Raw genomic sequence first — 22,350 nt, 5'->3', positions numbered from 1 at the left:
CCCGCCGTAGGAAACTTTTCAAGACGAATTTTGAATTGATTTGTCCCCCTCATCCCCCTCATCCCCCGGACACCCCTAAACCCCTGCTATTCAAACTACTTATACCTAGCATTACAAAACACTGATAATTCTTAACAACCCTAAAGAGGTAAAATTTTTGTTAAATTCAACGAGCATCAATAGTTTCACGTCATCCTTACAAGGTACTCAGCATGACTGCATTCACACCAAAGGCATCTTCAGCACTTCCAGAATTTTGTGAAGGAATACAATATTTTGGGGAAGTGCTACCAGGTTTTGAAACTTATGGTGCGACACCTGCGATAGAATCGGGACAAGTAGCGATCGCCGACCCGACAGACGCTAAAGCTGTGTATCAAACCTTACTAGCGGCTGATGCCCTGCGCTACTTGACAGTACAAGTCACTGGTAGTAAGGCATCTGGGCATCCTGGCGGCTTCGCTAGCCAAGCAGAAGCCTATGCAGCTTTAGTCATGCTGGGGCATAAAAATATACTTACCGAAGTCGGACATCACGCACCAGGATTTTATAGTGCCATGTTTCTAGATCGATCGCTAGAGGACATGGGCATTTTTACAGTACAACAATTGCGCGATCGCTTCCGGGAAAAACATGGACTCTTAGGACACCTTTCCGGTTACATCCCCGGTATTCTCGCCCCCGCAGGCCCCTTGGGACAAGGACAGCACTTTGCCATGGCCGCCGCACTCCTCCACCGAGACAAACTCTTCCCCTTCACCCTCGGCGACGGTGGACTAGGAGAACCCTACATCATGAGTTCAATGGCGCACTTTAACACCGCCTATCCCCACGTCACCAACTTCTTACCCGTCCTAGTCTGGAACGGTTACAGCCAAGAACATCACAGCATGGTTTCCCTAAAAACCAACCAACAGATGACAGCCTATTGGCAAGGAAACGGTTTTGAGGAAGTCATCCTAGTTGATGCTAAAGAATTTGACGACCAAAACCAACCAGGGGATTATGTAGATAGTACCGCCTTTTCCTTTGAGCAACGCCTCGCCTTTACCAAAGCTGTACTTGTAGCTGTAGATAAAGCCGCCCGTTCCGCCATGAGTGGCAAGCTAACGGTGTTTATTATCAAACAACTCAAAGGCGCAGGAGTTCACGCCAGAGGTGCAAAATCACACAACCTCTATCCGAAAGATACCCTAGACGCACCCCATATAGTCAGTGCCTTACAAACCCGTGCATTATCCCCAGAAGCGTGGCAAATAGTCAGAACCAACGCCGAACGCGCCGGAGGCGGCCCCGCAGCTAAGACAGTAGTCACAGAATTTGAGTTACCATTATCACAATTAGGTACATTGCCCTTAGAAGAATATGCAGTTGGTGGAGAACCGAAAGTTTCTACAACAGCAATGGGGCGACTCGTCGGTATAGTCGGACAGAAAGACCAAAATTTCCTAGTCACCAACGCCGACGGTAACGAAGCATCAGGAATTGGTAACATCAACCAAGCATTAAAAATTATCCACCCCACCAGCGACGAATTATATAACCAAGCACCCAACGGACAAGTTTACGAACCCTTGAGTGAAGACGCTTGTGCAGGATTAGCGGCTGGGTTATGCTTGATGGGTGCAAGAAGTTTGTGGTGTTCCTATGAATCTTTTGCCATAAACGGTTTACCAATTTGGCAAACCGTCACCCAAGCAATGGCAGAATTACGCCGTCAGACACCCTCAACCATCACCTTATTTACAGCTGGCGCATTAGAACAAGGGCGCAACGGTTGGACACACCAACGTCCAGAAATTGAAGCTTATTTTGCTTCGATGATGCGGAATGGTAACGTTTTTCCTGTATTTCCCCCCGACGCAAACAGTATCCAAGCTTGTTATGACTGGGCGTTGACAACCAAAAATAAAGGAATAGTCATCACAGCAAGTAAGTCACCCTTACCAATTCGCACCACCTTTGCACAAACCCGTCAAGGTTTAGAAGAAGGTGCAGTAGTGCTGCATGAAATTCCTGGCGGTAAGAAAGTTGTGTTTGCAGTTATTGGAGACATGACATTAATTCCAGTCTTTGAAGCAGCAGCTTTCTTAGAAACAGAAGGTATTGGAGTCAAGATAGTTTCTGTAATTAACCCCCGGCGTTTGTATCGTCCTCATGATGTAGCTTGGGACACCTGTTCAGAAGCAGATGGTGGTTTCATTGATGATGCAAAATTTGCCGAATTATTTGATGGTGATGCACTCATTGGTGTAACTGGTGGTGCAGCGTCGATGTTAGAACCCATCATGTTACGCAGTAACAGCAAGCGCGATACATTCGCCTGGAAGCGTGGGGAGACTACCGCTAGTGCAGGTGAGTTGATGGCGTTTAATGGGTTGACTGCTGAAGCTTTGACTAAGCGGGCTATTGAGTTAGTGCATTAAGAAGTATGACATCCCCATCTAGGCATTTTTCTTAGATGGGGTTACAACTAAGTGGTAGATCCAAGAATCTCAATTAGCAATTTTTACTACCAGGATTCAACTACCATGTCATCACAACAATTCCAAGCCACACACAGCCGTATTGAACAACTGGGTACACGACTGTTACAGTATCTTCAGGAAATTCGCCAAAGCCGTCTCAGTGAAGGCGATGATACCAAAGGTTTGCAGAGTGTTGAGAATGACATCATCACAGCCTTAACCGCATTGGAACACCAAAAATATCAAGTTGCGGTTATTGCAGCTATGAAAGCGGGAAAGAGTACCTTTCTTAATTCTGTCATTGGTGCAGATGTTTTAGCTAGTGAAACCGCCGCTTGTACCATCTGCCGTACAGATGTACTCCATATTCCGGGTAATAAAGTTCCCAGATTGTTAGAATACCGAGCCGGAGAAAGAAAACCTGTTGTTCTTGCTGAAGGTAATGAAGGAGAAATTCAGCAGAAATTTTTAGTGAGAACTCGTGAAATTAGGGAAACGGGAAACCCTGATAATACCATACGTTTTGAAATAGAACATCCCATTGAAGCAATTAGTAGACTTTCTTCGCTTGCGGGTTTTACTCTCGTTGATACACCTGGGCCAAATGAATGGGAATCCGCCCAATTTAACACAGTAGCACTAAAACAAACTGCCCTGGAAGCATTAAGAACTTGCAATGCAATTTTATTTGTTTTAAATTACGCTTCTTACAAAGATAATGCTGTTTCTGAATTGTTTAAGGATGTAGTAGAGAACCGCAAGGAAATTTTAGAAGCTGAAAAAGGGAAAATTTACTTTATCCTCAACAAAGTTGATCAAAAAACTGAAAGGGATAGAGAAATTGACGAAGTTATTCAAGATTTAAAACGCGAATTATCTAGTTTTGGTTTTCCTAACCCCCTTATTTATCCAGCTAGTTCCAGACAAGGACTTTTAGCAAAATTAATTCAACAACAGAAAGCTACTGAAAGCCAAATCAAGGATTTCAAAAAATTCTTTAGTGCTAGATATGCCACTGAAGATGAAGAAGGCAATCAGATTATACCAGCCCCTCGAAAAATTGCACCACAAGCATTAATAGATAGTGGTGTTACTACTATTCAAAAAACAGTCATTGAAACGATCACTAGAAATGCAGGTTGGAATCTTTTAAGTGATGTTTTAGCGAAAATTGATAAAGCTGCCAAATCAATTGAAGATACTCTCAACACAAAAATTAGTGGTTGGGAAATAGATATTGCAGTCTTAAAGCAAAAGATTGAAGAATACAAAAAGCGTTCTCATAATGCCAGGCTTAAGGTAGAAGATGTAAAAAAGTCCGTAAATAGGCAGAAACAAATACTTATAAGTGGTTTCAGCCAAGGCATTGATATATTTGCTAAAGGAACTAAAGCTGAAATTCAATATCAAATTGACCAAATTGCCGAATCTCAATCTGAAAAATTATCTAGCACAAAGAAAGTGAAAGCTAATCCTGCACCAGTCACGAAGACAAATAATAATATTGATTGGGGGGATATTGGCGATATTATAGCTGATGTTGGTGGCGGTATAATAGACTTTTTTAGCAAAGGATTAGGAAACATATTCAGGGTAGGTGTTAGAGGCGGTACATCTTTAATAAAGTCTCTGTCTAAATCTGCTCCTGAAGTTTTTGATTCTTCTAATGATTCTCCCAATGAAACACCAAAAAATTCTGATCCATACGTGATCAAAGCCAAAAATAAAAAGGATGCTGAAACTATTAGCAAAACTATCAACGAATTTTGTAGTCCTCTGATTCAGAGCTTTTGGTTAGATACTCAAGATAGGTTGGTTAGAGACGGTACTCATATCCGTGAAAAATTAGCTATCAAAATACAAAGTGATATCCAACAGATATCTAATGAACTATCTAATTATTTAGGAGAAGCTTTACAAGTTGAATTAAATGTTAACCCTATTCAGTTCCCGAATTTTGAATTTAAGGGAATCGATGCCAAGATTAAACAACAGCAAGAAGTGTTTACTAGGACAAAAAAAGAGGAAAGAAAAGAAAGTCGTTGTTGTGATTCTGAACAAGTTTATTATGTGGATGTTGAATATGAGGACACCCAAGAATTTTATGAAATAAACTTACTTCAAACAGCACAGTTAATTTATAGAAAAATTGATGAACAAGTTGTGAATAATCGACTGTTGCTCCAAAGAGTCATAGAAAAACAAATTGAAGAAGACTTTAGACGTGCAGAGCAACAAATCAATGATTATATCCAAAAATTTCAAGAAGATTTTGAGACCCTGCTAAAAGAAAGAGAAGCAAAAGAAGCAGAATCAGACAAAATCATTAACATTTTGAATCTACAAACAGAGAAAATTCATGAATATCTACAGGAATTAAAATCAATTCGTCAGTCTCTCAACACTTGGAAACCCTAGTTTTTAAGTTTTGTAGGGTGGGTTAGCGCAAAAAGTACGCCACCAAACCCATAACCCCGGTGCAAATGGTGGGTTAGGTTGCAAAATCGTAAATCTTCATCTTGACGACATGATCCTGTGCGCCTAACCCACCCTACAGGTGTTAACCTGCGTAGCTAGGTTTTGTTTCTATAGCTGCGATTTCAATCGTTAGGTACTAAATTACAACCCAAAAAACCTGTATTTCCATCATCTCACCCCAGCATCAGCAGCATAAATAGTTCCTTGTGTTGCAATGACAGAAAATGACAAAAACTGCAATGATATAGAAAAGCAGATTGAGGAACTAACCCTGATGAAAAGTATGAATATTTCCTTACCTGACACCTTATGAGCTTATGTAGAATAGTAGCGCAAGGTGGTTACAGCAGCGAAGCGTGAATATTTTCGGGAATTAGTACGACAAGACCAGAAACAGAAAGCAAGCAATCTTCACAAACTCAATGTCATTCAGACTCTTCATCTAGATAAGATTGACGACTGTGACGAACATGAACAATAGCTACAACATCTTCTTCAACAACAAACAAAACTCGATATTTTCTTTGTTTTCCTACCCATAGTTGGCGAATTTCACGACCAATTTTTGTTGATTCTGGAGCTATACTACATCGGTTAGTAAATTTTTTTAGTGATGCAATAGTATCTTCAAGTTGATAATACCAATTGTTCGCTACTTCAGCACTTAAATTATCACACATCTAACGGTAAGAACTTTAAATTTCTTGAAATGCAGTAGGTTGAATAATAACTTAATAATTCATGAGCGAGGAGGAATATTATATTTTATTTGCAAGGTTGCCAAAGCTTGATCAGCAGGAATACCTTCACCGCGCTCAAATTCATCTAACCCTTTACGAATACCTATTATTGTTTCTAAGTAATCTATTCTTTCTAACAATTCTTGATAGGTAGCTTGGGGTTTTTGTGGTGCTGTTTTGAGTGACTGCAAAAAACCAAGCACATCTTCTAAAAGTTCGTTGGGTGTGTTATCAATCTCTTGCAAGAGTAATTCCTTGATAGTCATCACAGTTAATAAATCTGATTGATGTTTTTATTATAGCAATCATTTTCAGTTTTATATAGATAAGTTAATTATTTTTATTACAACTAAAGTAAGTAGCTTAGATTGACACAAATAAACCCAACATCACCCAAACCGCCCAACCATCACTAATAGTGTTTTCTCCCAATAGCAAAAAATGACAAAAACCGCCATGATATAGAAAAGCAGATTGAGGAACTAACCCTGATGAAAAGTATCAATATTTCCTTACCTGACACCATGAGAAGTTACGTAGAATAGTAGCGCAAGGTGGTTACAGCAGTGTCAGCGAATATTTTCGGTAATTAGTGCGACAAGACCAGAAACACCAGAGCAAAAAAACGACTACAAACCATGCTTTTAGAAGGGTTTAACTCTGGAGAAGCAACAGAAATAACAGCACAAGACTGGGAAGATATCCGTCAAGCAGTCCGGGATAAACTAAAATTGAGAAATAACCCTTAACTCAGTTACCACCATGCAAGTTAACGAACTCACTATTGAGCAACTTAAAGACCTCATTCGAGAAACAGTTAGAGAAACCATAGAAGAACTGCTAACAGACCCAGATACAAACCAAACTATCAAAGATAATTTTAAACAAGAATTATTAGCAATTCGGAAGCGCAGAGAAACAGGAGTTAGAGGTATTTCTACCGCAGAAGTTATGGAAAGACTAGGTTTAGAAAACAGATGAATTACCTAGTTGAGTATGAACCGGAAGCACTAGCTGACTTAGCAAAATTGACAAAATCACTTTGTCAAAGAATAGTTAATAAAATTAACTGGTTAGCTGAAAACTTCGACCAAATTACACCCCAACCCTTGACTGCTGACTTATCCGGTTTCTTTAAACTGAGAGTTGGAGATTATCGAGTAATTTATGAATTTGACCCTGACCAAAGAATTATTTTTATTGACAGAGTGGGACATCGAAGTGAGATATATAAATAATGGATAATCTCTATAAACTACTGCACAATCCAAAAAATACCAGCAATGTATTGAGGTAAAACCTCTATTTTTAGCCTCCAATCATTCTTGCATGGCTACTATTTTGCCCGTCGAAAAATTGGTATTCTCTTAACAGTATAATAAACAGAATTTCAAGATTTTTTACAATATGAAAAGTATGAATATTTCCTTACCTGACACCTTATGAGCTTACGTAGAATAGTAGCGCAAGTGAACAGATCCCCGACTTCTTAGATCAATTATCTGTATCATTGAGAAATATTCATAAGAAGTCGGGGATCTTGACGACAAATGACAGCACAAGACTGGGAAGATATCCGTCAAGCAGTGCGGGAAAGAATTAATCAAAAAACTCATAAACACTAAAAATATCAAATTAGGCTATACTACTGATAGTATGACTCTGGGTAGGATATGGCTAAAATCTCAATTTCATTGCCAGATGAACTACTAAATTACATTGACCAAAAAGTTGATAACCGTAGTGCGCTAATTGAAAGTCTCTTGAAACAATGGCAAGAAAAACAACAAGATGAAGCACTAGCGGCAGCTTGCGCCTTGGTTGATGAATTAGAATTAGGTTGGGAAAGTGAATGGCAAAACATAGCAATTACCGAATGGGAAGCATCTGGATAGTAACATTTGACCCATCCGTAGGTACAGAAATTCAAAAAACTCGTCCAGCACTGATAATTTCTGGGACTTTGTTTAACAACCAACGCAGCAAAGTCACGGTTTTACCTTTTACATCTGCAAAACCTAATAACCCCCGTATTTCACCAGCAGTAGTAGAAGTACCCGCCTCAGCACAAAACGGACTTTCTGTAGATAGTCTTTTAATCTGCGTTGAACCGATGACATTTGACAAAATCCGTTTAACTCAACAATTAGGAGAATTAGAAGCAGAATTACTAGAACAAGCGCAAAATATTCTGCGGCGATATCTGGGTTTAAACCACAATTAATCATAGTTGAGAATACCCAACAATCTAATCATTCCAACTCTTATATCTTGTAGCATTATCAATAAGCGTAAGGTGGGAATTGCCCACAACGTAAAACTAAGGCGTTCAGCAAGTTGCAAGCAATGCCCACCCTACAAAAATTATCATCAAGGAACAGGTGCAAGATGTGTGTTAGAGGAGCTTTGATGATGAGTTATCATCAAAATAAAGTCATAAACATCATTTAACTATGACTATCGAAATCTTAGATAAAACTACCACAATTGCCGAGCAAAAATTTCTCCTACCCGGTCATTACACCTGGGAACAATTAGAGACAATAGAAAAATTAACCGCAGATGCAGCAGGTTTGCGGATAACTTATCTTGATGGGTGCATTGAGTTTATGACACTTGGCGAACAACACGAAATGATTAAAAGCGCAATTGCTATATTATTAGCATTATACTTTTTTGAAAAAGGTATAAATTTTATCCCCGTAGGTAGTGCTACTCGTCGCGCCAAAGAAAAGAGTGCTTCCTTTGAACCGGATGAATCTTATTATATAGGAGAAAAAAAAGAAAATCCTGATTTAGCAATTGAAGTTAATATCACCAGTGGCAGCATTAATAAATTAGAAAAATACAAACGCTTTAATATTACTGAAGTTTGGTTTTGGGAAAATAATCAATTTTATCTATATCGACTAAAAAATGATAACTATGAGCCAATTGCTCGAAGTGAATTATTGCCAGATTTGGATGTAGAGTTATTAGCAAGTTGTGTTTTAATGCCTTCAATTATTGAGGCTAGACAACAATTCATGCAAGGAATAAAAAAATAGAGATGTGTGTTACATATTTTTTCATATTTCAGGAGTAGTCAGCAATGATAAATAAATTAGTTAATCATCTAGATACAAACTTCACACCATTTACAGCGAAACTCAGTCAACCTTTGACTAAACAAAGCATCAAGGTTTTACAAGTTAATTTAGGTAAACGTTGTAATTTAGCCTGTAGTCATTGTCATGTTGAAGCTAGTCCGAAACGTACAGAAGAATTATCCCCAGAAATTTGTGGACAATTAATTGATTTAATTGATAATTTTCCTGAAATTAAAATTGTTGATTTGACTGGTGGCGCGCCAGAAATGAATTATGGTTTTAAACCACTGGTAGAAGCTGCACGAAAGCATGGTAAACAGGTAATTGTCCGTTCTAATTTAACTATCTATTTTGTAGATGGGTTTGGTGATTTACCTGCATACTTTGCTAAACATCAATTGCGAGTTGTGGCTTCTCTGCCTTGCTACCTAGCAGATAATGTTGATAAAATGCGGGGAACTGGTGTTTTTGATGCTTCTATTCAAGCTTTGCAATGGCTGAATCAACTGGGTTATGGTACAAGTCCAGATTTAATTGTGGATTTGGTTTATAATCCCCAGTTACCTACAAGTGAAAAGTTTTCTTTACCGCCAGAACAGGGTAAACTAGAACGAGATTATAAAAGGTTTTTGCAAGAAAATTTTGATATTGTGTTTAACAATCTGTTGACGATTACTAATTTACCTGTTGGCAGAACTAAATTACACTTAGAACGGAAAAAACTTTATGACAGCTACTTACATTTTTTAGAGTCTAGTTTTAATTCTAGTACAGTTGAGCATCTAATGTGTCGGGATTTGCTGTCAGTAGACTATTTAGGAAACATTTATGATTGTGATTTTAATCAGATGATGAATTTACCAGCCACAACAGTTAAAGGTGAACCCCTCACCGTGGCTAAATTTCTAGAGGCTGGTAGTTTAGACTTAATTGATGAGGTTAAAACTGCTGACTATTGCTATGGTTGTACGGCTGGGTGTGGTTCTAGTTGTGGCGGTTCTTTGGTGTCATAACAATAGTATTATGCGAAAAAAATTCTGTTACCAAAACTGTTACGAGTGTGTCACTACTGGGCAGTTGTTCTATGATGATATTTAGTTAAGCTCCTCACACCACACCAAAAGCCGTGAAACTATATGAGATAGTTTCGCGGTTTTTTCCTTGGTTATCTTACATCTCTCAAGAAAAAAGCTTTAGTTTTTGGTTTAGAACTCATCCCCATTTCTGACTCAACGCAATGTTTTTCTTGAGAGTAGAGACGTTGCATGCAACGTCTCTACATCATTTTTTGGTGCAACTTCCTAGAGAATTGGTATAAATTGGCAAATATCGTGCATCTAGCTGCAACTTGGAGGAGAAAATAGTGAAAGCAGTCTTAATGACAGCACCCGGTAGTCCTGAAGTCTTACAATTACGGGAAGTTCCAAAACCCAGCATTTTGAGTAATACCGAAGTTTTAGTCCGGTTAATAGCAGCTGGGGTTAACCCCATAGATACCAAACTACGTCAGCGTGGGACTTTTTACCCTGAGCAAATGCCGGCTATTTTAGGATGTGATGGTGCGGGAATTGTTGAAGCTGTGGGTGCTGGTGTGCAAAAATTTCGCCCTGGTGATGCTGTCTATTTCTGCAATGGTGGTTTAGGCGGAAGTTATGGCAATTATGCAGAGTATACTGTAGTTGATGAACGCTTTGCCGCCCATAAACCTGATTCTTTAAGTTTTGCACAAGCAGCAGCAGCACCTTTGGTACTTATCACCGCTTGGGAAGCTTTATATGAACGGGGAAGACTTGCACCAGGAGACAAAGTTTTAATTCATGGTGGTGCTGGTGGGGTTGGTCACGTAGCAATTCAATTAGCTAAACTTAAAGGTGCGAGTGTCGCTACTACTGTCAGTTCGGAAGACAAGGCGCGTTTTGTCAAACAATTGGGTGCTGATTATGTAATTTTTTACAAACAAACCGACTTTGTGCAAGCTGCTTTAGACTGGACTAATGGCGAAGGTGTAGATTTAGCTTTTGACACCGTTGGCGGTGAAACTTTGCATAAAACTTTCCCGTCTGTGCGAATTTACGGCGATATCGTCACAATTTTAGAACCTAATGCCAATACTGTCTGGAAAGTTGCCAGAAATCGCAACCTCCGCATCGGTTTAGAATTAATGCTGACACCAATGTTACTCGGTTTGACGGAGGCACAACAACATCATGGAGAAATTTTAACAGAGTGCGCTCAGTTGTTTGACCAAGGTAAGCTCAACGTCTGCGTTCATCATCAATTTCCTTTAGAAGAAGCGGTGAAAGCTCATACTTTACTGGAAGCTGGTGCGATTACAGGTAAAATAGTTCTGCTAATTAGCAATGAATAACAGGACTTATGCAACTGGCATATTAGTGGGGTGCGTCAGATATCAAAAATAGTTTTATTGACAGCATTTAAACAGTCTGACGCACCCTACAAGATATCTGTAATGTGACTATTACAGGTAAAATAGTTCTGCTGATGGTTGACGGTTGACGGTTGACTGTTAACGGTCAGCAACTTTATGCGGGATAATTGATTTCTTGGAAAGCTCTGACTGTATTCAATTGAAACTTTGGTATAAACAAGCTAAGTTATTCATTAGTTTGTGTGCATTATTTATCTTATTACTTCCCCTACCAACCTGGGCTACACCAACGCAACCAGAACGCACATCTTTAACTGTAGAACTGTTACAAGAACGTCTACATACACCAACGCTACGTGAGGGTAATTTAACTGTTGATTTGCGGCGTATGGTGATTGATTTACGTCCCGAAAATGCGAGTTTTCGTGATGCTTTTTATCAAATGCTCCGCAAAGAACTGCAAAAAACTGGGGCTAAACCTTTAGGTTTAGATTTGAGTTATTCTCTGATTCAAGGCGATTTTGTTGGCAGCGATTTAGGGTTAAGAACTCCTTTGTATGCTCAAGGTATTGCCCCAATTTTCACAGCATCAGAACAACAACAGTTAGAACGGTTGCGTTCAGTTTGCTTGCAATCTTTAACTGTGAGTTTGATTAATTCTAAAGATTGTCGCTCACTTTTAGATACTCAGTCAAATGTTTCTAGTGAGGTGACAGTTTTTCGGGGGGCTTTGACTTTAGAAAATACTCGCTTTAATGGAGAAGTTCGATTTAATAATACATTTTTTCTGCAACCTGTAGACGCTGAAAATGCTACTTTTTTACAACCAACTAACTGGAATGAAACTAGATTTAGCCGTGCTGTGAGTTTTAATAATGCTAAATTTCGGCAAGCAAGTAATTTTCCAGGTAGCGTTTTTTTTGATAAAGCTAATTTTAAACAAACTCAATTTGAAGAAGCTGCTGATTTTCATGGTAGTATTTTTGTGCATACTGCCAACTTCAACCAAGCAGTTTTTAAGCAATTAGCTAAGTTTAATAGTGTAGATTGGCAAGAAAACGCTGATTTTTCTGGGGTGCGTTTTAGTAATCAAGCTAAGTTTACCAAGGCTATTTTTAATCAATTCCTGTTTTTAAAAGAAACAACTTTTGAGCAAGCTGCTATTTTTCGGGAGGTGCTATTTAATCAACCTGTGGATATGCGGGGTGCTAGCATTATTAATCAGGCTGATTTTAGTGATGCGTTATTTTCTCCAGACGCTTTTTTAAATGTCCCTGGACTAACATTTAATTCTAATCAAGCGAAAATTTTAGGGAATCCTGGGGAGATTGGTAAGGTTTTTCTTGTACCGACATTACAAGGTAATCAAAACGTTTTGCGAAATTTAGGGCAGAATTTCCGTCAACAGCAACAAGTGGCTGATGCTAATCAATTAGATTACATTAAACAACAATTACGTCTGGAGGAATTAAGCCGGGAGTTAGTTGGAATTAATATCAATAATGCGAGTGAAAAAAGTTTGATGAAATTGGGTTTTTCGAGTATCCAAGCAGAGGCGATCGCTCAACGTCGAAAAGTTAAATTATTCCTGAATAGCAACGAATTATTAACACTAGCAGATATTGATTTAACCACATATAATCAACTGAGCGATCGCCTAGTTTTTGCTGAACCCTTAGCTATCAGTAATTGGTTGCTCACCGCTTGGACTTGGTTAGCCTTGAGTGTATTATTATTGTTAAGCGGCTATGGTACGAATTTTTGGCTAGTATTCGGCGTGGGAGGAGTAGCGATCGCTTACTTTGGCTTACTATTTTGGTTAGTAGATAGATGTCGTCGTCTGCATCCTCTCCCCATCATCCCCACAACCTCCGAAACTACAGCCATACTCATCAGTTTTAGCTGTATGACATTTTTGAGTTTATTAGCCATCTTCCGCAATGCTGCCCAACCTTGGCTGACATTGGGATGTCTGTTAATTATTATTGTACCAGTACCTTTGATATTATTAATCCGTCTCTATCAACAAGGACGCTATCACGACTTAATGAATGTTTCTTACTTTACCGAAGACGGAACCTTTCGCCAATTAAGATTACTCATAGGACGTTTACCAGTCATTCCCAGAAATCAAACATTTCGGGAAAGATATATGCCTTTATTATGCGATCGCCGTTGGAACTGGCTCAACTATTATGACTTTAGTCTCAACAACCTCGTCAAATTAGGATTTAACGACATTCGCCTCAGAGACGAACACCTACCAGGAATCATCTCTACCCTAGCTTGGTATCAGTGGAGTTTAGGACTACTCTACATCACCCTAGTTTTATGGACGCTTTCCCGCACCATTCCCGGCTTGAACTTATTGCTTTATCTTAAGTAATTAATATTATACGCTACTATGAGTTCTCAGCCTATATTACTTCGTCCAGCACAAGAAACAGACGCATGGGTGTTAAGTGCAATTCACATTGCAGCAATTAAAGCCTTACCTACCACATTTTACAACCGCCAAGAACTTTTAGCTTGGCGCAATTACCGCAATCACCCAGATGGTGCTAGTATCTTGAAGCATCTGAAATTACCAACTATTTGGGTAGCCATAGCACAGGAAAATATCACAGGATTTGCTAGTTATATTGCAGACGAATTAATTGCTTTATATGTTCATCCTCATTATCAAAGTCAAGGAATTGGACGGACTTTAGTAGAGCATTTTTTCCACAGCGCAAAACAACAAGGTGTAGACAGAGTATTTACCACCGCTAGCCTGTATGCAGAAGGTTTTTATTTACGACTGGGATTTACTCCCATCAACACAGTACCTCATCACTTAGGAAAAGGGTTAATAGTTCCCGTGATCGAAATGACGAAAGAATTAAAATAGGAGATACGGTTTAGTGATATTTAATTTATATTTTCAATAACACATTAAATTGTTAGTTCACTATTTTTTAATAAAATTTTAAGGAACTTTCTCTGTAATAATTACATTCAATTACAACTTGTGTTTAAGAAAAATCTATAATGCCAGCACATCCCAAAAATCAAATTAGCCTGAAAACTATCCGTTCTGCTGCTGTTACCCGTACACGGTTGATAGAAGCCGCTTCTCAGGTATTTGCTCGTTTAGGAGTTCAAGGGGCAACTACCCGCGAGATAGCCCGTGTTGCTGGTGTCAACGAGGTGACGTTATTTCGTCACTTTGCGAGCAAAGAACAACTGTTAAAAGCCGTCATTGAAAATGCCTTGAGACTGCAAACCGAAGCCCTCGCCCACCCAGAAGCATGGACACAGGATTTACGAACAGACTTAAAGCACTATGCCGAGCTTTATAATACCATGCTGGAAGCCCAAGAAGACTTGATACGGACTTTTATTGGTGAAGCCAAACGTCATCCTGAAGCAGCCAAGCAAGTCATCGAAGAAGCCGTTAAGCCTTTGGCAGAAAAACTCGTGGCTTACTTACAATCATGTCAGAAAAGAGGAACTGTCAGAACTGATATCAATCCCCTGCCAGCCGTTGATATGTTTACAGGAATGCTGCTAGCGGGGATGCTTTGCCGGAATGCCAAACTCAAGCACAACAGCTATAGCAGAGACGAATATATTGACACTTGTGTAGATGTTGTTGTCAGAGGAATTGAAGCAAGGAGTGGGGAGAAATAAATTCAAAATTCTTTCATTCAAAATTCAAGAATTCTGGGGAAAAATCTCCCCTCATCCCCCACTCCCTCACCTTTCCTATAAGATGAACTAGGAGAGTTAAATCCTAGGAGTAGGCTTCTGTCTTTAGAATTGATTACCATTCCCCCAAGCAATTCTCAACCCCCCACTGGGTTAGTTGTCACCTTACATGGTTGGGGTGCTAATGCGCTTGATGTGGAATCTTTAGCGTCTTACTTTAACTTACCCAATTACCAATTTGTACTTCCTAATGCACCCTATCCTCACCCACATTCGACTGTGGGTAGGGCATGGTATGAGTTAAGAAATGAGAATACTTATCAAGGATTAGCGGAAAGTCGGCAACTACTATTAGATTTTTTGCTGTCTTTAGAAGCTAGTTATGGCGTGCCTTTATCCAGAACTATTTTAAGTGGATTTTCTCAAGGTGGGGCGATGACGTTAGATGTTGGCTCTAAGTTACCCCTAGCTGGGTTAGTGGTGATGAGTGGCTATTTACATCCAGATGCGATCGCAACCAATAACAATCATGTTCCACCAACTTTAATTATGCACGGTACACTTGATCAGGTTGTGCCTCTGCAAGCTGCGATTAAAGCACGAGAAACTCTAGCATCCTTGGGGGTGGATGTGCAGTATCATGAGTTTGATACTGGGCATGAAATTAATTTGCAAATGTTAGAGGTGGCACGAAAATTTATTATTAATGCCGTTGGTTAGTCAGAGATACAAATTTTTGCTAAATTATAGTAAAAATTCTGACAAACTTTAGAGATTCCATGCCCTCTAATGAGTAATATAGATTGGGTAGCTCTATTGAGCGCGATTTGACCTGTGCTGGTTGCAAATGCTGCATAAGGGAGGGGCAAGCATTATGAAAACTCTAAGCATTTCCAAGAACGAAATTGCTGCCATGACCGCAGCAGAGGTAGAAGAACTGGCTTCTCGTCTAGAAATGGATAATTACAGCAATGCTTTTGAAGGGTTAAATGATTGGCATCTACTACGAGCGATCGCTTTCCAGCGTCCTGAGTTAGTAGAACCATACATTCATCTCTTGGATTTAGAACCCTACGACGAGGCATAATTATTTTACCATCAGGAGTTAGGAGTTAAAATACCTAACTCTTTTATCTTCTGTTTTTGTTATGCCTCATTCCCCCAATCTCACGACAAATCAACGCAGCAAGGTAGTCATCGCTGTTGGTGGCGGAATAGCTGCCTATAAAGTTTGTGAGGTGGTTTCAACTTTGTTTAAAATAGGTGTGGAAGTTCGCGTCATTCTCACCAATTCCGCCCAAAAATTTATTACACCTCTAACTTTAGCTACTCTCTCGCGTCATCCCGCATACACAGATGATGATTTTTGGCAAGCAAATCATCCGCGCCCATTGCATATTGAATTAGGGGAATGGGCTGATTTATTAGTCATTGCACCGCTAACGGCGAATACATTAGCCAAGTTGAACTCTGGTATGGCGGATAATTTGCTGACTAATACTGTGTTAGCTTCTACCAGCCCGGTGTTGTTAGCCCCGGCGATGAATACTGATATGTGGGAACAGCTAACGGTGCAGCGCAATTGGCAGCAACTTTTACAAGATAATCGCTATCATGGCATGAGTACGGCATCAGGTTTGTTAGCTTGCGATCGCATCGGTGCTGGGAGAATGGCTGAACCTGCCGAAATTGTCACTCATATTCAATCATTGTTACATACCAAAGGCAGTCAAGATTTAGCCGGCAAGCGGGTTTTAATCAGTGCTGGGGGAACACGCGAGTATTTTGACCCAGTGCGATTTATTGGCAATCCCTCAACAGGTAAAATGGGGTTAGCTTTAGCACAAGCCGCTTTACACCGAGGCGCGAATGTGACGTTAGTACACGGCGCAGCTAGTTGGAATGCACCCTTGGGTGTGCAAGCAATTCCGGTGATGACGGCGGCGGAAATGCAGCAGGTAATGTTAGAATATTTGCCGAGTGCTGATGTGATTATTATGTCGGCGGCTGTGGCGGATGTGAAGCCGAGAGATTATAGTGCAGAGAAATTACCCAAGCGATCGCTTCCCCAAAGTTTACCATTAGAACCAGTCCCAGATATAGTGGCTCAATTAGCCCAGCACAAACAACCCCATCAATTGTTAATTGGTTTTGCGGCGCAAACTGGGGATATTGTCACGCCAGCAATGGCAAAATTACAGACAAAGCAATTAGATGCAATTGTAGCTAATCCCATTGACCAACCTCATAGCGGTTTTGGCAGTGACAACAACCAAGCCATATTGATAGATAGTCAAGGGCGAAAACTAGAAATTCCCCCTTGTTCTAAATTGCAAATGGCACATCAGCTTTTTGATTTTGTGGCTCAGTAGGGGTGGGTTCTCCTCGGTGCGGTACAGGAAAAATATTTGAACGCAGATAAACGCAGATAAACGCGGATGAATTTCTATTCTATGCTCAAAGTCCTTCCCAAACAAACCGTTTCGATGTACACCCGTGATGGTGTACGTTTAGATGCGGATATCTACCGCCCGGATGCAGTGGGAGAGTTTCCGGTATTATTAATGCGACAACCCTATGGTAGAGCGATCGCTTCTACTGTTGTCTATGCCCATCCTAGTTGGTACGCTGCCCAAGGTTATATTGTCGTCATTCAAGATGTGCGGGGGCGTGGTACTTCGGAAGGCGAATTTCAGTTATTTGCTCACGAAATCAATGATGGTGCAGATACAGTCAATTGGGTTGCAAGTCTTCCTGGTAGTAATGGCAAGGTGGGAATGTATGGTTTTTCCTATCAGGGAATGACGCAATTATATGCTGCCATAGCTCAACCGCCAGCCTTAACAACTATCTGCCCGGCAATGATTGGCTATGATTTATATACTGATTGGGCTTATGAAGGAGGCGCATTTTGTTTACAAACTAATTTAGCTTGGGCAATTCAACTAGCAACGGAAACCGCCCGTTTACGTGGTGATTTGCCAGCCTATCAAGCATTATATGCCGCTTCTCGCAATTTACCTGTAAATAATCCCGAAATTCTTCAGCAACTTGCACCAGAATCTTTTTATCACGACTGGGTAGCCCATCCCAAACCGGATAGCTATTGGCAACAACTCTCACCCAAAAGCCACTTCCAAAATGTTGACTTGCCGATGTTTCATATCGGCGGATGGTTTGATACTTACCTGCGGGGTACGCTGCATTTATATCGAGAGATGACAACCCGCGCCACCACACCCCAACATTTATTAATCGGCCCTTGGGCGCATCTGCCTTGGGGACGCAAAGTCGGCGAAGCTGATTTTGGTAAGCTTGCAGCTAGCCCAGTCGATGAAATGCAGATTCGTTGGTTTAATCAATTTCTCAAAGGTGTGGATACAGGTTTATTAGATGAGTTACCTGTGCGCCTGTTTGAAATGGGTAGTAATATGTGGCACTATTTCCCCAATATATTTACATCAAACCAGAAATCTTACTTGTTGTCAAGCACCGGACTAGGAAATATTAGAGAAGATGCCGGAAGTCTCATACCCGATGCCCAGTCCCCAATCCCCAATCCGCAGTCCCCAGTCCCCAATCCCCAAGACATATTAGTACATGACCCGTGGCGACCAGTGCCGTCGGTGGGTGGTCATGCAGCGATGCCGGGGGGAGTGTTTGAGCGATCGCCTATTGATTGCCGTTCTGATGTTTTGACATACACGAGCGCACCGTTAACCACAGATTTATCGTTGCTAGGGGATATTTTAGTCGAAATATCCTGTCAATCTGACCAAGATAGTTATGATTTATCTGCCGTATTATCCCAGGTGTATCCTGATGGCAGAGTGTACAACATTACCCAAGGTTATTTACATTGCCAAGACGGTAAAAAAACTGTTACTAGACAAGTAAAATTACAACCAAGTTTTATCAGAATAACTCAAGGAAACTGTTTGCGTTTGAGTTTGAGTGTAGCCTGTTATCCAGCCTATGCAATGAACTCAGGGAATGGGGCAGTATTAAGTAGTGAAGCTTTACTTAAAGCACAAATTATTACATTAACTGTGAATGGTGGTGAGTTATTGCTATCTGTAGTCTTGTAGCTTGGCGATCGCTCTACTGTTAACTGATATTCGTAACAGTTGTATAAGTATGCGTAATTTTGTTTAGTCTGGTTGAATACTATATTAAATCAGCATAACTACATCCCTGAATCCTGTGAGTTTACAGCATCGGGTGTAACTAAATCGTCTTGCTTATACTATTTCAGAGAAAAAGAATGTTCAGTTTCAAAGTAACAAAAATTGCTACCTTAGCTCTCAGCTTGACTACAGTCAGCTACATTTCTAACTTGTCAATCAGCCAGCAAGGGGTCAAACTCCAATCGGCTCAGGCTGCAACCGACTACTGTGGCCCAGATAACAGTCAGGCAGCACGAGCCGCAACGAAGTTTTTCTTATTTCCCTATAACCAAACTTTTAATCCTGCCTGTGAGCAACACGATAGTTGTTATGCCACATTGAGACAATCAGGTAAAACTAAAGAACAGTGCGAAACAGAATTTCGTAAGAATCTCTACAAAGTCTGTGAAGACCGTTCTTTGTGGCAAAAAGTCAGTCAAGATTTGTTTGGCTTAGTGACAAACCCCAAGCTGTGGGGAGGGGTGGGCATGACTGGGCCTTGTAAGCGTCAGGCAGATTATGCTTCTTGGGCAGTGAGCCAATTTGGTGAGAAAGCCTTGGGTAATCAAGCTATTCACAGCCTGAAAGTTGTCAGTGTCAGAGCTAACCGCATCTATGACCGTTTTAGTGATGACGAACTCAAGGTATGTGTCAAAGTCAGAAATGACGGCAACTTAGCCACAGAATGGGATTTGGTACTGCTAAATAAAACAGGTGCAGTTGTGGATACTGAGCCAGACACCTACGAACGCAACATTAAAGTAGGTGAAACTGACGAAGAATGTGTCACCACCAGAGGTAGTAGGTATTCTATTTCTGATTTAGGGACAAATGCACAGGTAGCGGTGCGTATGGATGATTACCCTGGTGTAGCACCATTTGCGATTGTTGCTGACATTTCAGTGCCTACTCAACGCCAACGGGATAAATTTACCTCTGTATCTTACAATCATCAGAGTCGGATGGAGGCATACAAACAATTGCAGCAGATTAAAGCTAATAATAATTAGGTAACTATCGTAATTTGTGCAACACATTGATAATTAGTAGGGGCATCAGACATTACGCCCCTACAGTGTGTCAATTACGAAAAACTTGATCAAGCAAACTACCATCGGCGGCGACTAACTGAATTTGTAACGGCATTTGTCCGGCGGCGTGAGTTGAACAACTCAGACAAGGATCAAAGGCACGAATTCCCGCCTCGACACGATTTAACATTCCTTCAGGAATTTCTGCACCTTGAATAAAATGTTTAGCAATTTGGGCAACGGCGCGATTCATTGCCAGGTTATTTTGTCCCGTAGCAATGACTAAATTAACTTTTTGCAATAAGCCATTTTCATCAACTTGATAATGATGAAATAATGTACCGCGTGGTGCTTCACTAACACCGACTCCTTCTAATTGATTAATACCTGCTTCTGCACGCAATCGACTGGATAGGATATCTGAGTGATCAAGAAAGATTTCCACGTATTCAATACAGGCTAAAATCTCAATTAAACGGGCATAGTGATAGAAAAATGAGGATGTGACAGCACCTTGAGCGAGTTGACGAAATTCCCGCAATTCTTGATCTGCTAAAGGCGTACCGATAGCATTACAAATATTTAATCTTGCTAACGGCCCGACTCGATACATTCCACTATTTAAACCACTATGACCGTTATTTTCTGGATATCCCAAAGGACGATAATAAGGTGATTTTAAATAAGAATCTGGTTGGACTGCTTCACCAATAAATTCTTGATAGCGAGTAGGGTCAAGTTGATCAGCGATGATATTACCTTTACTATCAACAAAGCGGATATATCCGTCGTAGGTTTCCCATAAACCATCAGGGGTAACTAAACCCATAAACAAACTAGGAAAATTGCCAAAAGTTTGTACTTCTTTTTGATAGTCTGTGAGCAAACCTTTGAATATTGCCAAAGCATTTAAAGTAGTAGCTTTAGCTTCCGGGATGCGTTGCTGAATGTGGGTGCGTGCTTCTGGTGTGAGGGGTTCTCTGACTCCCCCAGGAACAGCCCAAGCCGGGTGAATTTTTGTCCCTCCCAACAATTCAATAATTTCTTGCCCAAATTGACGTAGACGGATACCACCACGGGCTAATTCTGGGTTAGCGGCGATTAAGCCAAAAACATTGCGTTTTTCTGGGTTGCTGTCCATTCCCAGTAATAAGTCTGGGGCGGAGAGGTGAAAGAAACTCAAAGCATGAGATTGGATAATTTGCCCCCAATTCATCAGACGACGCAGTTTAGCCGCAACTGGGGGTATGGTGACAGATAAGATGCGATCGCCCGCTTTTGCTGAAGCCAATAAATGACTTACCGGACAAATACCACAGACACGCGCCGTAATTCCCGGCATTTCCCACAAAGGACGACCTTCGCAAAACTTTTCAAAGCCGCGAAATTCTGTAACGTGAAACCGAGCATCGCTAACTTGTCCACTATCGTCCAGATAGATACTAATTTTAGCGTGTCCCTCAATACGGGTAACAGGATCAATGACAATTCTTTTAGACATAGGGTGTAGGGGAGTAGGGAGTAGGGGAGGCTCTTGAGGCAGGGGGAGCAGGGGAGGCTCTTGAGGCAGGGGGAGAAAAACTAATGACTAATGACTAATGACTAATGACTAATGACTAATGACTCTTAAACGTCATAAAGTCGAGCTTCTAAAGCTTCTGGGTATTCGTCGCAATACTCATCAAAGGCGGTTTTGCTAATTTTCTCTGCTTTTTGGTGGGCGAGTTCTGATTGGATTTCTTCGATAACATCCCAAGCGGCGGCGCATTCTTCGGAACGCACACCTTTTTGAGCGCAGACAGCACGGGCTTTTTTAATTTCGTCTTGTAGTTGTTGCTCTAGCACAACTGTTCGGGGTAGTTCCAAAAATTTACTTTGAGCCAGGATGTCTGTCAGAGAAATTATCCCTAACAACTCCCCTTGAATCACAGGAGCGCGGTGTAAATTATAGTCAGCAAATAATCGGGCTACGTATTCTAAACCCAGGTCAGGATTGACGGCTATGCAAGGCTTAGTCATGACTTCGTAGACTCGGACTTTACCAGGGTCTTTACCATAGGCGATAACTTTATACACAATATCGCTTTCGCTAATAATGCCATAAGCGTCTTGTTCGTGGCGACGATCTACAATTAATGCTCGCCAGTCTCTAGCACGCATTAAATTCACCGCTTCGGCTACAGTGGCGGAACTGCGAATCGTTGCCACATCTTTTGTCATCACATCTGCTGCTTTTAACATAATTACCCCGACAGGAGAATTCAAAATTTACGGGAGTGGGGAGTGGGGGAGATGAGGG

21 protein-coding genes are annotated in these 22,350 nt (G+C 40.7%); 17 read left to right on the top strand and 4 right to left on the bottom strand.

All coding sequences use genetic code 11. The features are described from left to right. The first annotated feature begins 212 nt into the window (after window positions 1-212). Both A3775_RS10245 and A3775_RS10240 read left to right on the top strand, forming a co-directional pair. Window positions 213-2,426 (top strand): phosphoketolase, encoded by a 2,214-nt coding sequence (locus A3775_RS10245; RefSeq protein WP_066424840.1) that lies wholly within the window; start codon window positions 213-215, stop codon window positions 2,424-2,426. A 105-nt stretch (window positions 2,427-2,531) separates the two neighbouring features. Continuing rightward, complete coding sequence (locus tag A3775_RS10240) at window positions 2,532-4,886, top strand: dynamin family protein (RefSeq protein ID WP_066424838.1); 2,355 nt, start codon at window positions 2,532-2,534, stop codon at window positions 4,884-4,886. A 485-nt stretch (window positions 4,887-5,371) separates the two neighbouring features. Here the strand turns inward: A3775_RS10240 and A3775_RS10235 are convergent, their stop codons facing one another. Together A3775_RS10235 and A3775_RS10230 are read right to left on the bottom strand one after the other, a co-directional pair. Beyond that, complete coding sequence (locus A3775_RS10235; RefSeq protein WP_231866982.1) at window positions 5,372-5,626, bottom strand: type II toxin-antitoxin system RelE/ParE family toxin; 255 nt, start codon at window positions 5,624-5,626, stop codon at window positions 5,372-5,374. A 59-nt stretch (window positions 5,627-5,685) separates the two neighbouring features. Then, window positions 5,686-5,952 (bottom strand): prevent-host-death family protein, encoded by a 267-nt coding sequence (locus A3775_RS10230; RefSeq protein ID WP_066424837.1) that lies wholly within the window; start codon window positions 5,950-5,952, stop codon window positions 5,686-5,688. Between the two features lie 496 nt (window positions 5,953-6,448). On the opposite strand from A3775_RS10230, the gene A3775_RS10220 reads away from it, so the two are divergent. The 15 genes from A3775_RS10220 (at window position 6,449) to A3775_RS10150 (ending at window position 20,030) form a co-directional block, all read left to right on the top strand. Further along, window positions 6,449-6,667, top strand: a complete 219-nt coding sequence (locus A3775_RS10220) for a hypothetical protein (protein ID WP_066378983.1) — start codon at window positions 6,449-6,451, stop codon at window positions 6,665-6,667. Continuing rightward, entirely contained in the window at window positions 6,664-6,924 is a 261-nt protein-coding gene (locus A3775_RS10215) for a type II toxin-antitoxin system RelE/ParE family toxin (RefSeq protein ID WP_066378985.1), read from the top strand. Before A3775_RS10220 ends, A3775_RS10215 begins: the two co-directional genes overlap by 4 nt. A 435-nt stretch (window positions 6,925-7,359) precedes the next feature. After that, window positions 7,360-7,581: a ribbon-helix-helix domain-containing protein gene (locus A3775_RS10210; RefSeq protein WP_066378987.1), complete on the top strand. Its 222-nt coding sequence runs from the start codon at window positions 7,360-7,362 to the stop codon at window positions 7,579-7,581. After that, window positions 7,539-7,910, top strand: coding sequence for a type II toxin-antitoxin system PemK/MazF family toxin (locus A3775_RS10205; protein ID WP_231866981.1), 372 nt, complete (start codon window positions 7,539-7,541; stop codon window positions 7,908-7,910). The genes A3775_RS10210 and A3775_RS10205 overlap by 43 nt, the downstream gene beginning before the upstream one ends. Before the next feature lie 229 nt (window positions 7,911-8,139). After that, a complete protein-coding gene (locus A3775_RS10200) occupies window positions 8,140-8,733 on the top strand; it encodes a Uma2 family endonuclease (protein WP_066378993.1) in 594 nt (197 codons plus the stop codon). A gap of 44 nt (window positions 8,734-8,777) precedes the next feature. Continuing rightward, a complete protein-coding gene (gene arsS / locus A3775_RS10195) occupies window positions 8,778-9,788 on the top strand; it encodes an arsenosugar biosynthesis radical SAM (seleno)protein ArsS (protein ID WP_066424835.1) in 1,011 nt (336 codons plus the stop codon). Window positions 9,789-10,138: 350 nt separating this feature from the next. Then, a complete protein-coding gene (locus A3775_RS10190; RefSeq protein WP_066424833.1) occupies window positions 10,139-11,143 on the top strand; it encodes a zinc-dependent alcohol dehydrogenase family protein in 1,005 nt (334 codons plus the stop codon). A 409-nt stretch (window positions 11,144-11,552) separates the two neighbouring features. Then, window positions 11,553-13,550 carry a pentapeptide repeat-containing protein gene (locus tag A3775_RS10185; RefSeq protein WP_231866987.1) on the top strand — a complete coding sequence of 666 codons (1,998 nt, stop codon included), beginning with the start codon at window positions 11,553-11,555 and terminating at the stop codon, window positions 13,548-13,550. Between the two features lie 18 nt (window positions 13,551-13,568). Next, window positions 13,569-14,054: a GNAT family N-acetyltransferase gene (locus A3775_RS10180; protein WP_066379002.1), complete on the top strand. Its 486-nt coding sequence runs from the start codon at window positions 13,569-13,571 to the stop codon at window positions 14,052-14,054. 140 nt (window positions 14,055-14,194) lie between these two features. Further along, window positions 14,195-14,836, top strand: a complete 642-nt coding sequence (locus A3775_RS10175; RefSeq protein WP_066379003.1) for a TetR/AcrR family transcriptional regulator — start codon at window positions 14,195-14,197, stop codon at window positions 14,834-14,836. 129 nt (window positions 14,837-14,965) lie between these two features. Further along, complete coding sequence (locus A3775_RS10170) at window positions 14,966-15,574, top strand: alpha/beta hydrolase (RefSeq protein ID WP_231866980.1); 609 nt, start codon at window positions 14,966-14,968, stop codon at window positions 15,572-15,574. 154 nt (window positions 15,575-15,728) lie between these two features. Next, entirely contained in the window at window positions 15,729-15,941 is a 213-nt protein-coding gene (locus A3775_RS10165) for a DUF2555 domain-containing protein (RefSeq protein ID WP_066379007.1), read from the top strand. A 61-nt stretch (window positions 15,942-16,002) separates the two neighbouring features. After that, a complete protein-coding gene (gene coaBC / locus A3775_RS10160) occupies window positions 16,003-17,226 on the top strand; it encodes a bifunctional phosphopantothenoylcysteine decarboxylase/phosphopantothenate--cysteine ligase CoaBC (protein WP_066424829.1) in 1,224 nt (407 codons plus the stop codon). Between the two features lie 81 nt (window positions 17,227-17,307). After that, window positions 17,308-18,942 (top strand): CocE/NonD family hydrolase, encoded by a 1,635-nt coding sequence (locus A3775_RS10155; RefSeq protein WP_066424828.1) that lies wholly within the window; start codon window positions 17,308-17,310, stop codon window positions 18,940-18,942. A 176-nt stretch (window positions 18,943-19,118) separates the two neighbouring features. Continuing rightward, entirely contained in the window at window positions 19,119-20,030 is a 912-nt protein-coding gene (locus tag A3775_RS10150; RefSeq protein WP_066424827.1) for a hypothetical protein, read from the top strand. Window positions 20,031-20,100: 70 nt separating this feature from the next. Here the strand turns inward: A3775_RS10150 and A3775_RS10145 are convergent, their stop codons facing one another. Then, complete coding sequence (locus A3775_RS10145) at window positions 20,101-21,552, bottom strand: Ni/Fe hydrogenase subunit alpha (RefSeq protein ID WP_066424826.1); 1,452 nt, start codon at window positions 21,550-21,552, stop codon at window positions 20,101-20,103. A gap of 125 nt (window positions 21,553-21,677) precedes the next feature. Next, window positions 21,678-22,292 carry a CP12 domain-containing protein gene (locus tag A3775_RS10140; protein ID WP_066424825.1) on the bottom strand — a complete coding sequence of 205 codons (615 nt, stop codon included), beginning with the start codon at window positions 22,290-22,292 and terminating at the stop codon, window positions 21,678-21,680. Window positions 22,293-22,350: the final 58 nt, after the last annotated feature.

This window comes from Anabaena sp. 4-3 (genome assembly GCF_001597745.1).
Taxonomy (GTDB): Bacteria; Cyanobacteriota; Cyanobacteriia; order Cyanobacteriales; family Nostocaceae; genus Trichormus.
The sequence above is the reverse complement of the archived record's forward strand: the minus strand, read 5'-3'. Positions and strand labels throughout refer to the sequence as shown.

Bases quoted from the DNA above. Each gene is read 5' to 3' on its own strand.
- coaBC (WP_066424829.1), top strand. From the start codon at position 16,003: ATGCCTCATTCCCCCAATCTCACGACAAATCAACGCAGCAAGGTAGTC.
- A3775_RS10200 (WP_066378993.1), top strand. From the start codon at position 8,140: ATGACTATCGAAATCTTAGATAAAACTACCACAATTGCCGAGCAAAAA.
- A3775_RS10220 (WP_066378983.1), top strand. From the start codon at position 6,449: ATGCAAGTTAACGAACTCACTATTGAGCAACTTAAAGACCTCATTCGA.
- A3775_RS10145 (WP_066424826.1), bottom strand. From the start codon at position 21,552: ATGTCTAAAAGAATTGTCATTGATCCTGTTACCCGTATTGAGGGACAC.
- A3775_RS10165 (WP_066379007.1), top strand. From the start codon at position 15,729: ATGAAAACTCTAAGCATTTCCAAGAACGAAATTGCTGCCATGACCGCA.
- A3775_RS10230 (WP_066424837.1), bottom strand. From the start codon at position 5,952: ATGACTATCAAGGAATTACTCTTGCAAGAGATTGATAACACACCCAAC.
- A3775_RS10150 (WP_066424827.1), top strand. From the start codon at position 19,119: ATGTTCAGTTTCAAAGTAACAAAAATTGCTACCTTAGCTCTCAGCTTG.
- arsS (WP_066424835.1), top strand. From the start codon at position 8,778: ATGATAAATAAATTAGTTAATCATCTAGATACAAACTTCACACCATTT.
- A3775_RS10240 (WP_066424838.1), top strand. From the start codon at position 2,532: ATGTCATCACAACAATTCCAAGCCACACACAGCCGTATTGAACAACTG.
- A3775_RS10235 (WP_231866982.1), bottom strand. From the start codon at position 5,626: ATGTGTGATAATTTAAGTGCTGAAGTAGCGAACAATTGGTATTATCAA.
- A3775_RS10140 (WP_066424825.1), bottom strand. From the start codon at position 22,292: ATGTTAAAAGCAGCAGATGTGATGACAAAAGATGTGGCAACGATTCGC.
- A3775_RS10175 (WP_066379003.1), top strand. From the start codon at position 14,195: ATGCCAGCACATCCCAAAAATCAAATTAGCCTGAAAACTATCCGTTCT.
- A3775_RS10185 (WP_231866987.1), top strand. From the start codon at position 11,553: ATGGTGATTGATTTACGTCCCGAAAATGCGAGTTTTCGTGATGCTTTT.
- A3775_RS10205 (WP_231866981.1), top strand. From the start codon at position 7,539: ATGGCAAAACATAGCAATTACCGAATGGGAAGCATCTGGATAGTAACA.
- A3775_RS10215 (WP_066378985.1), top strand. From the start codon at position 6,664: ATGAATTACCTAGTTGAGTATGAACCGGAAGCACTAGCTGACTTAGCA.
- A3775_RS10210 (WP_066378987.1), top strand. From the start codon at position 7,360: ATGGCTAAAATCTCAATTTCATTGCCAGATGAACTACTAAATTACATT.
- A3775_RS10155 (WP_066424828.1), top strand. From the start codon at position 17,308: ATGCTCAAAGTCCTTCCCAAACAAACCGTTTCGATGTACACCCGTGAT.
- A3775_RS10180 (WP_066379002.1), top strand. From the start codon at position 13,569: ATGAGTTCTCAGCCTATATTACTTCGTCCAGCACAAGAAACAGACGCA.
- A3775_RS10245 (WP_066424840.1), top strand. From the start codon at position 213: ATGACTGCATTCACACCAAAGGCATCTTCAGCACTTCCAGAATTTTGT.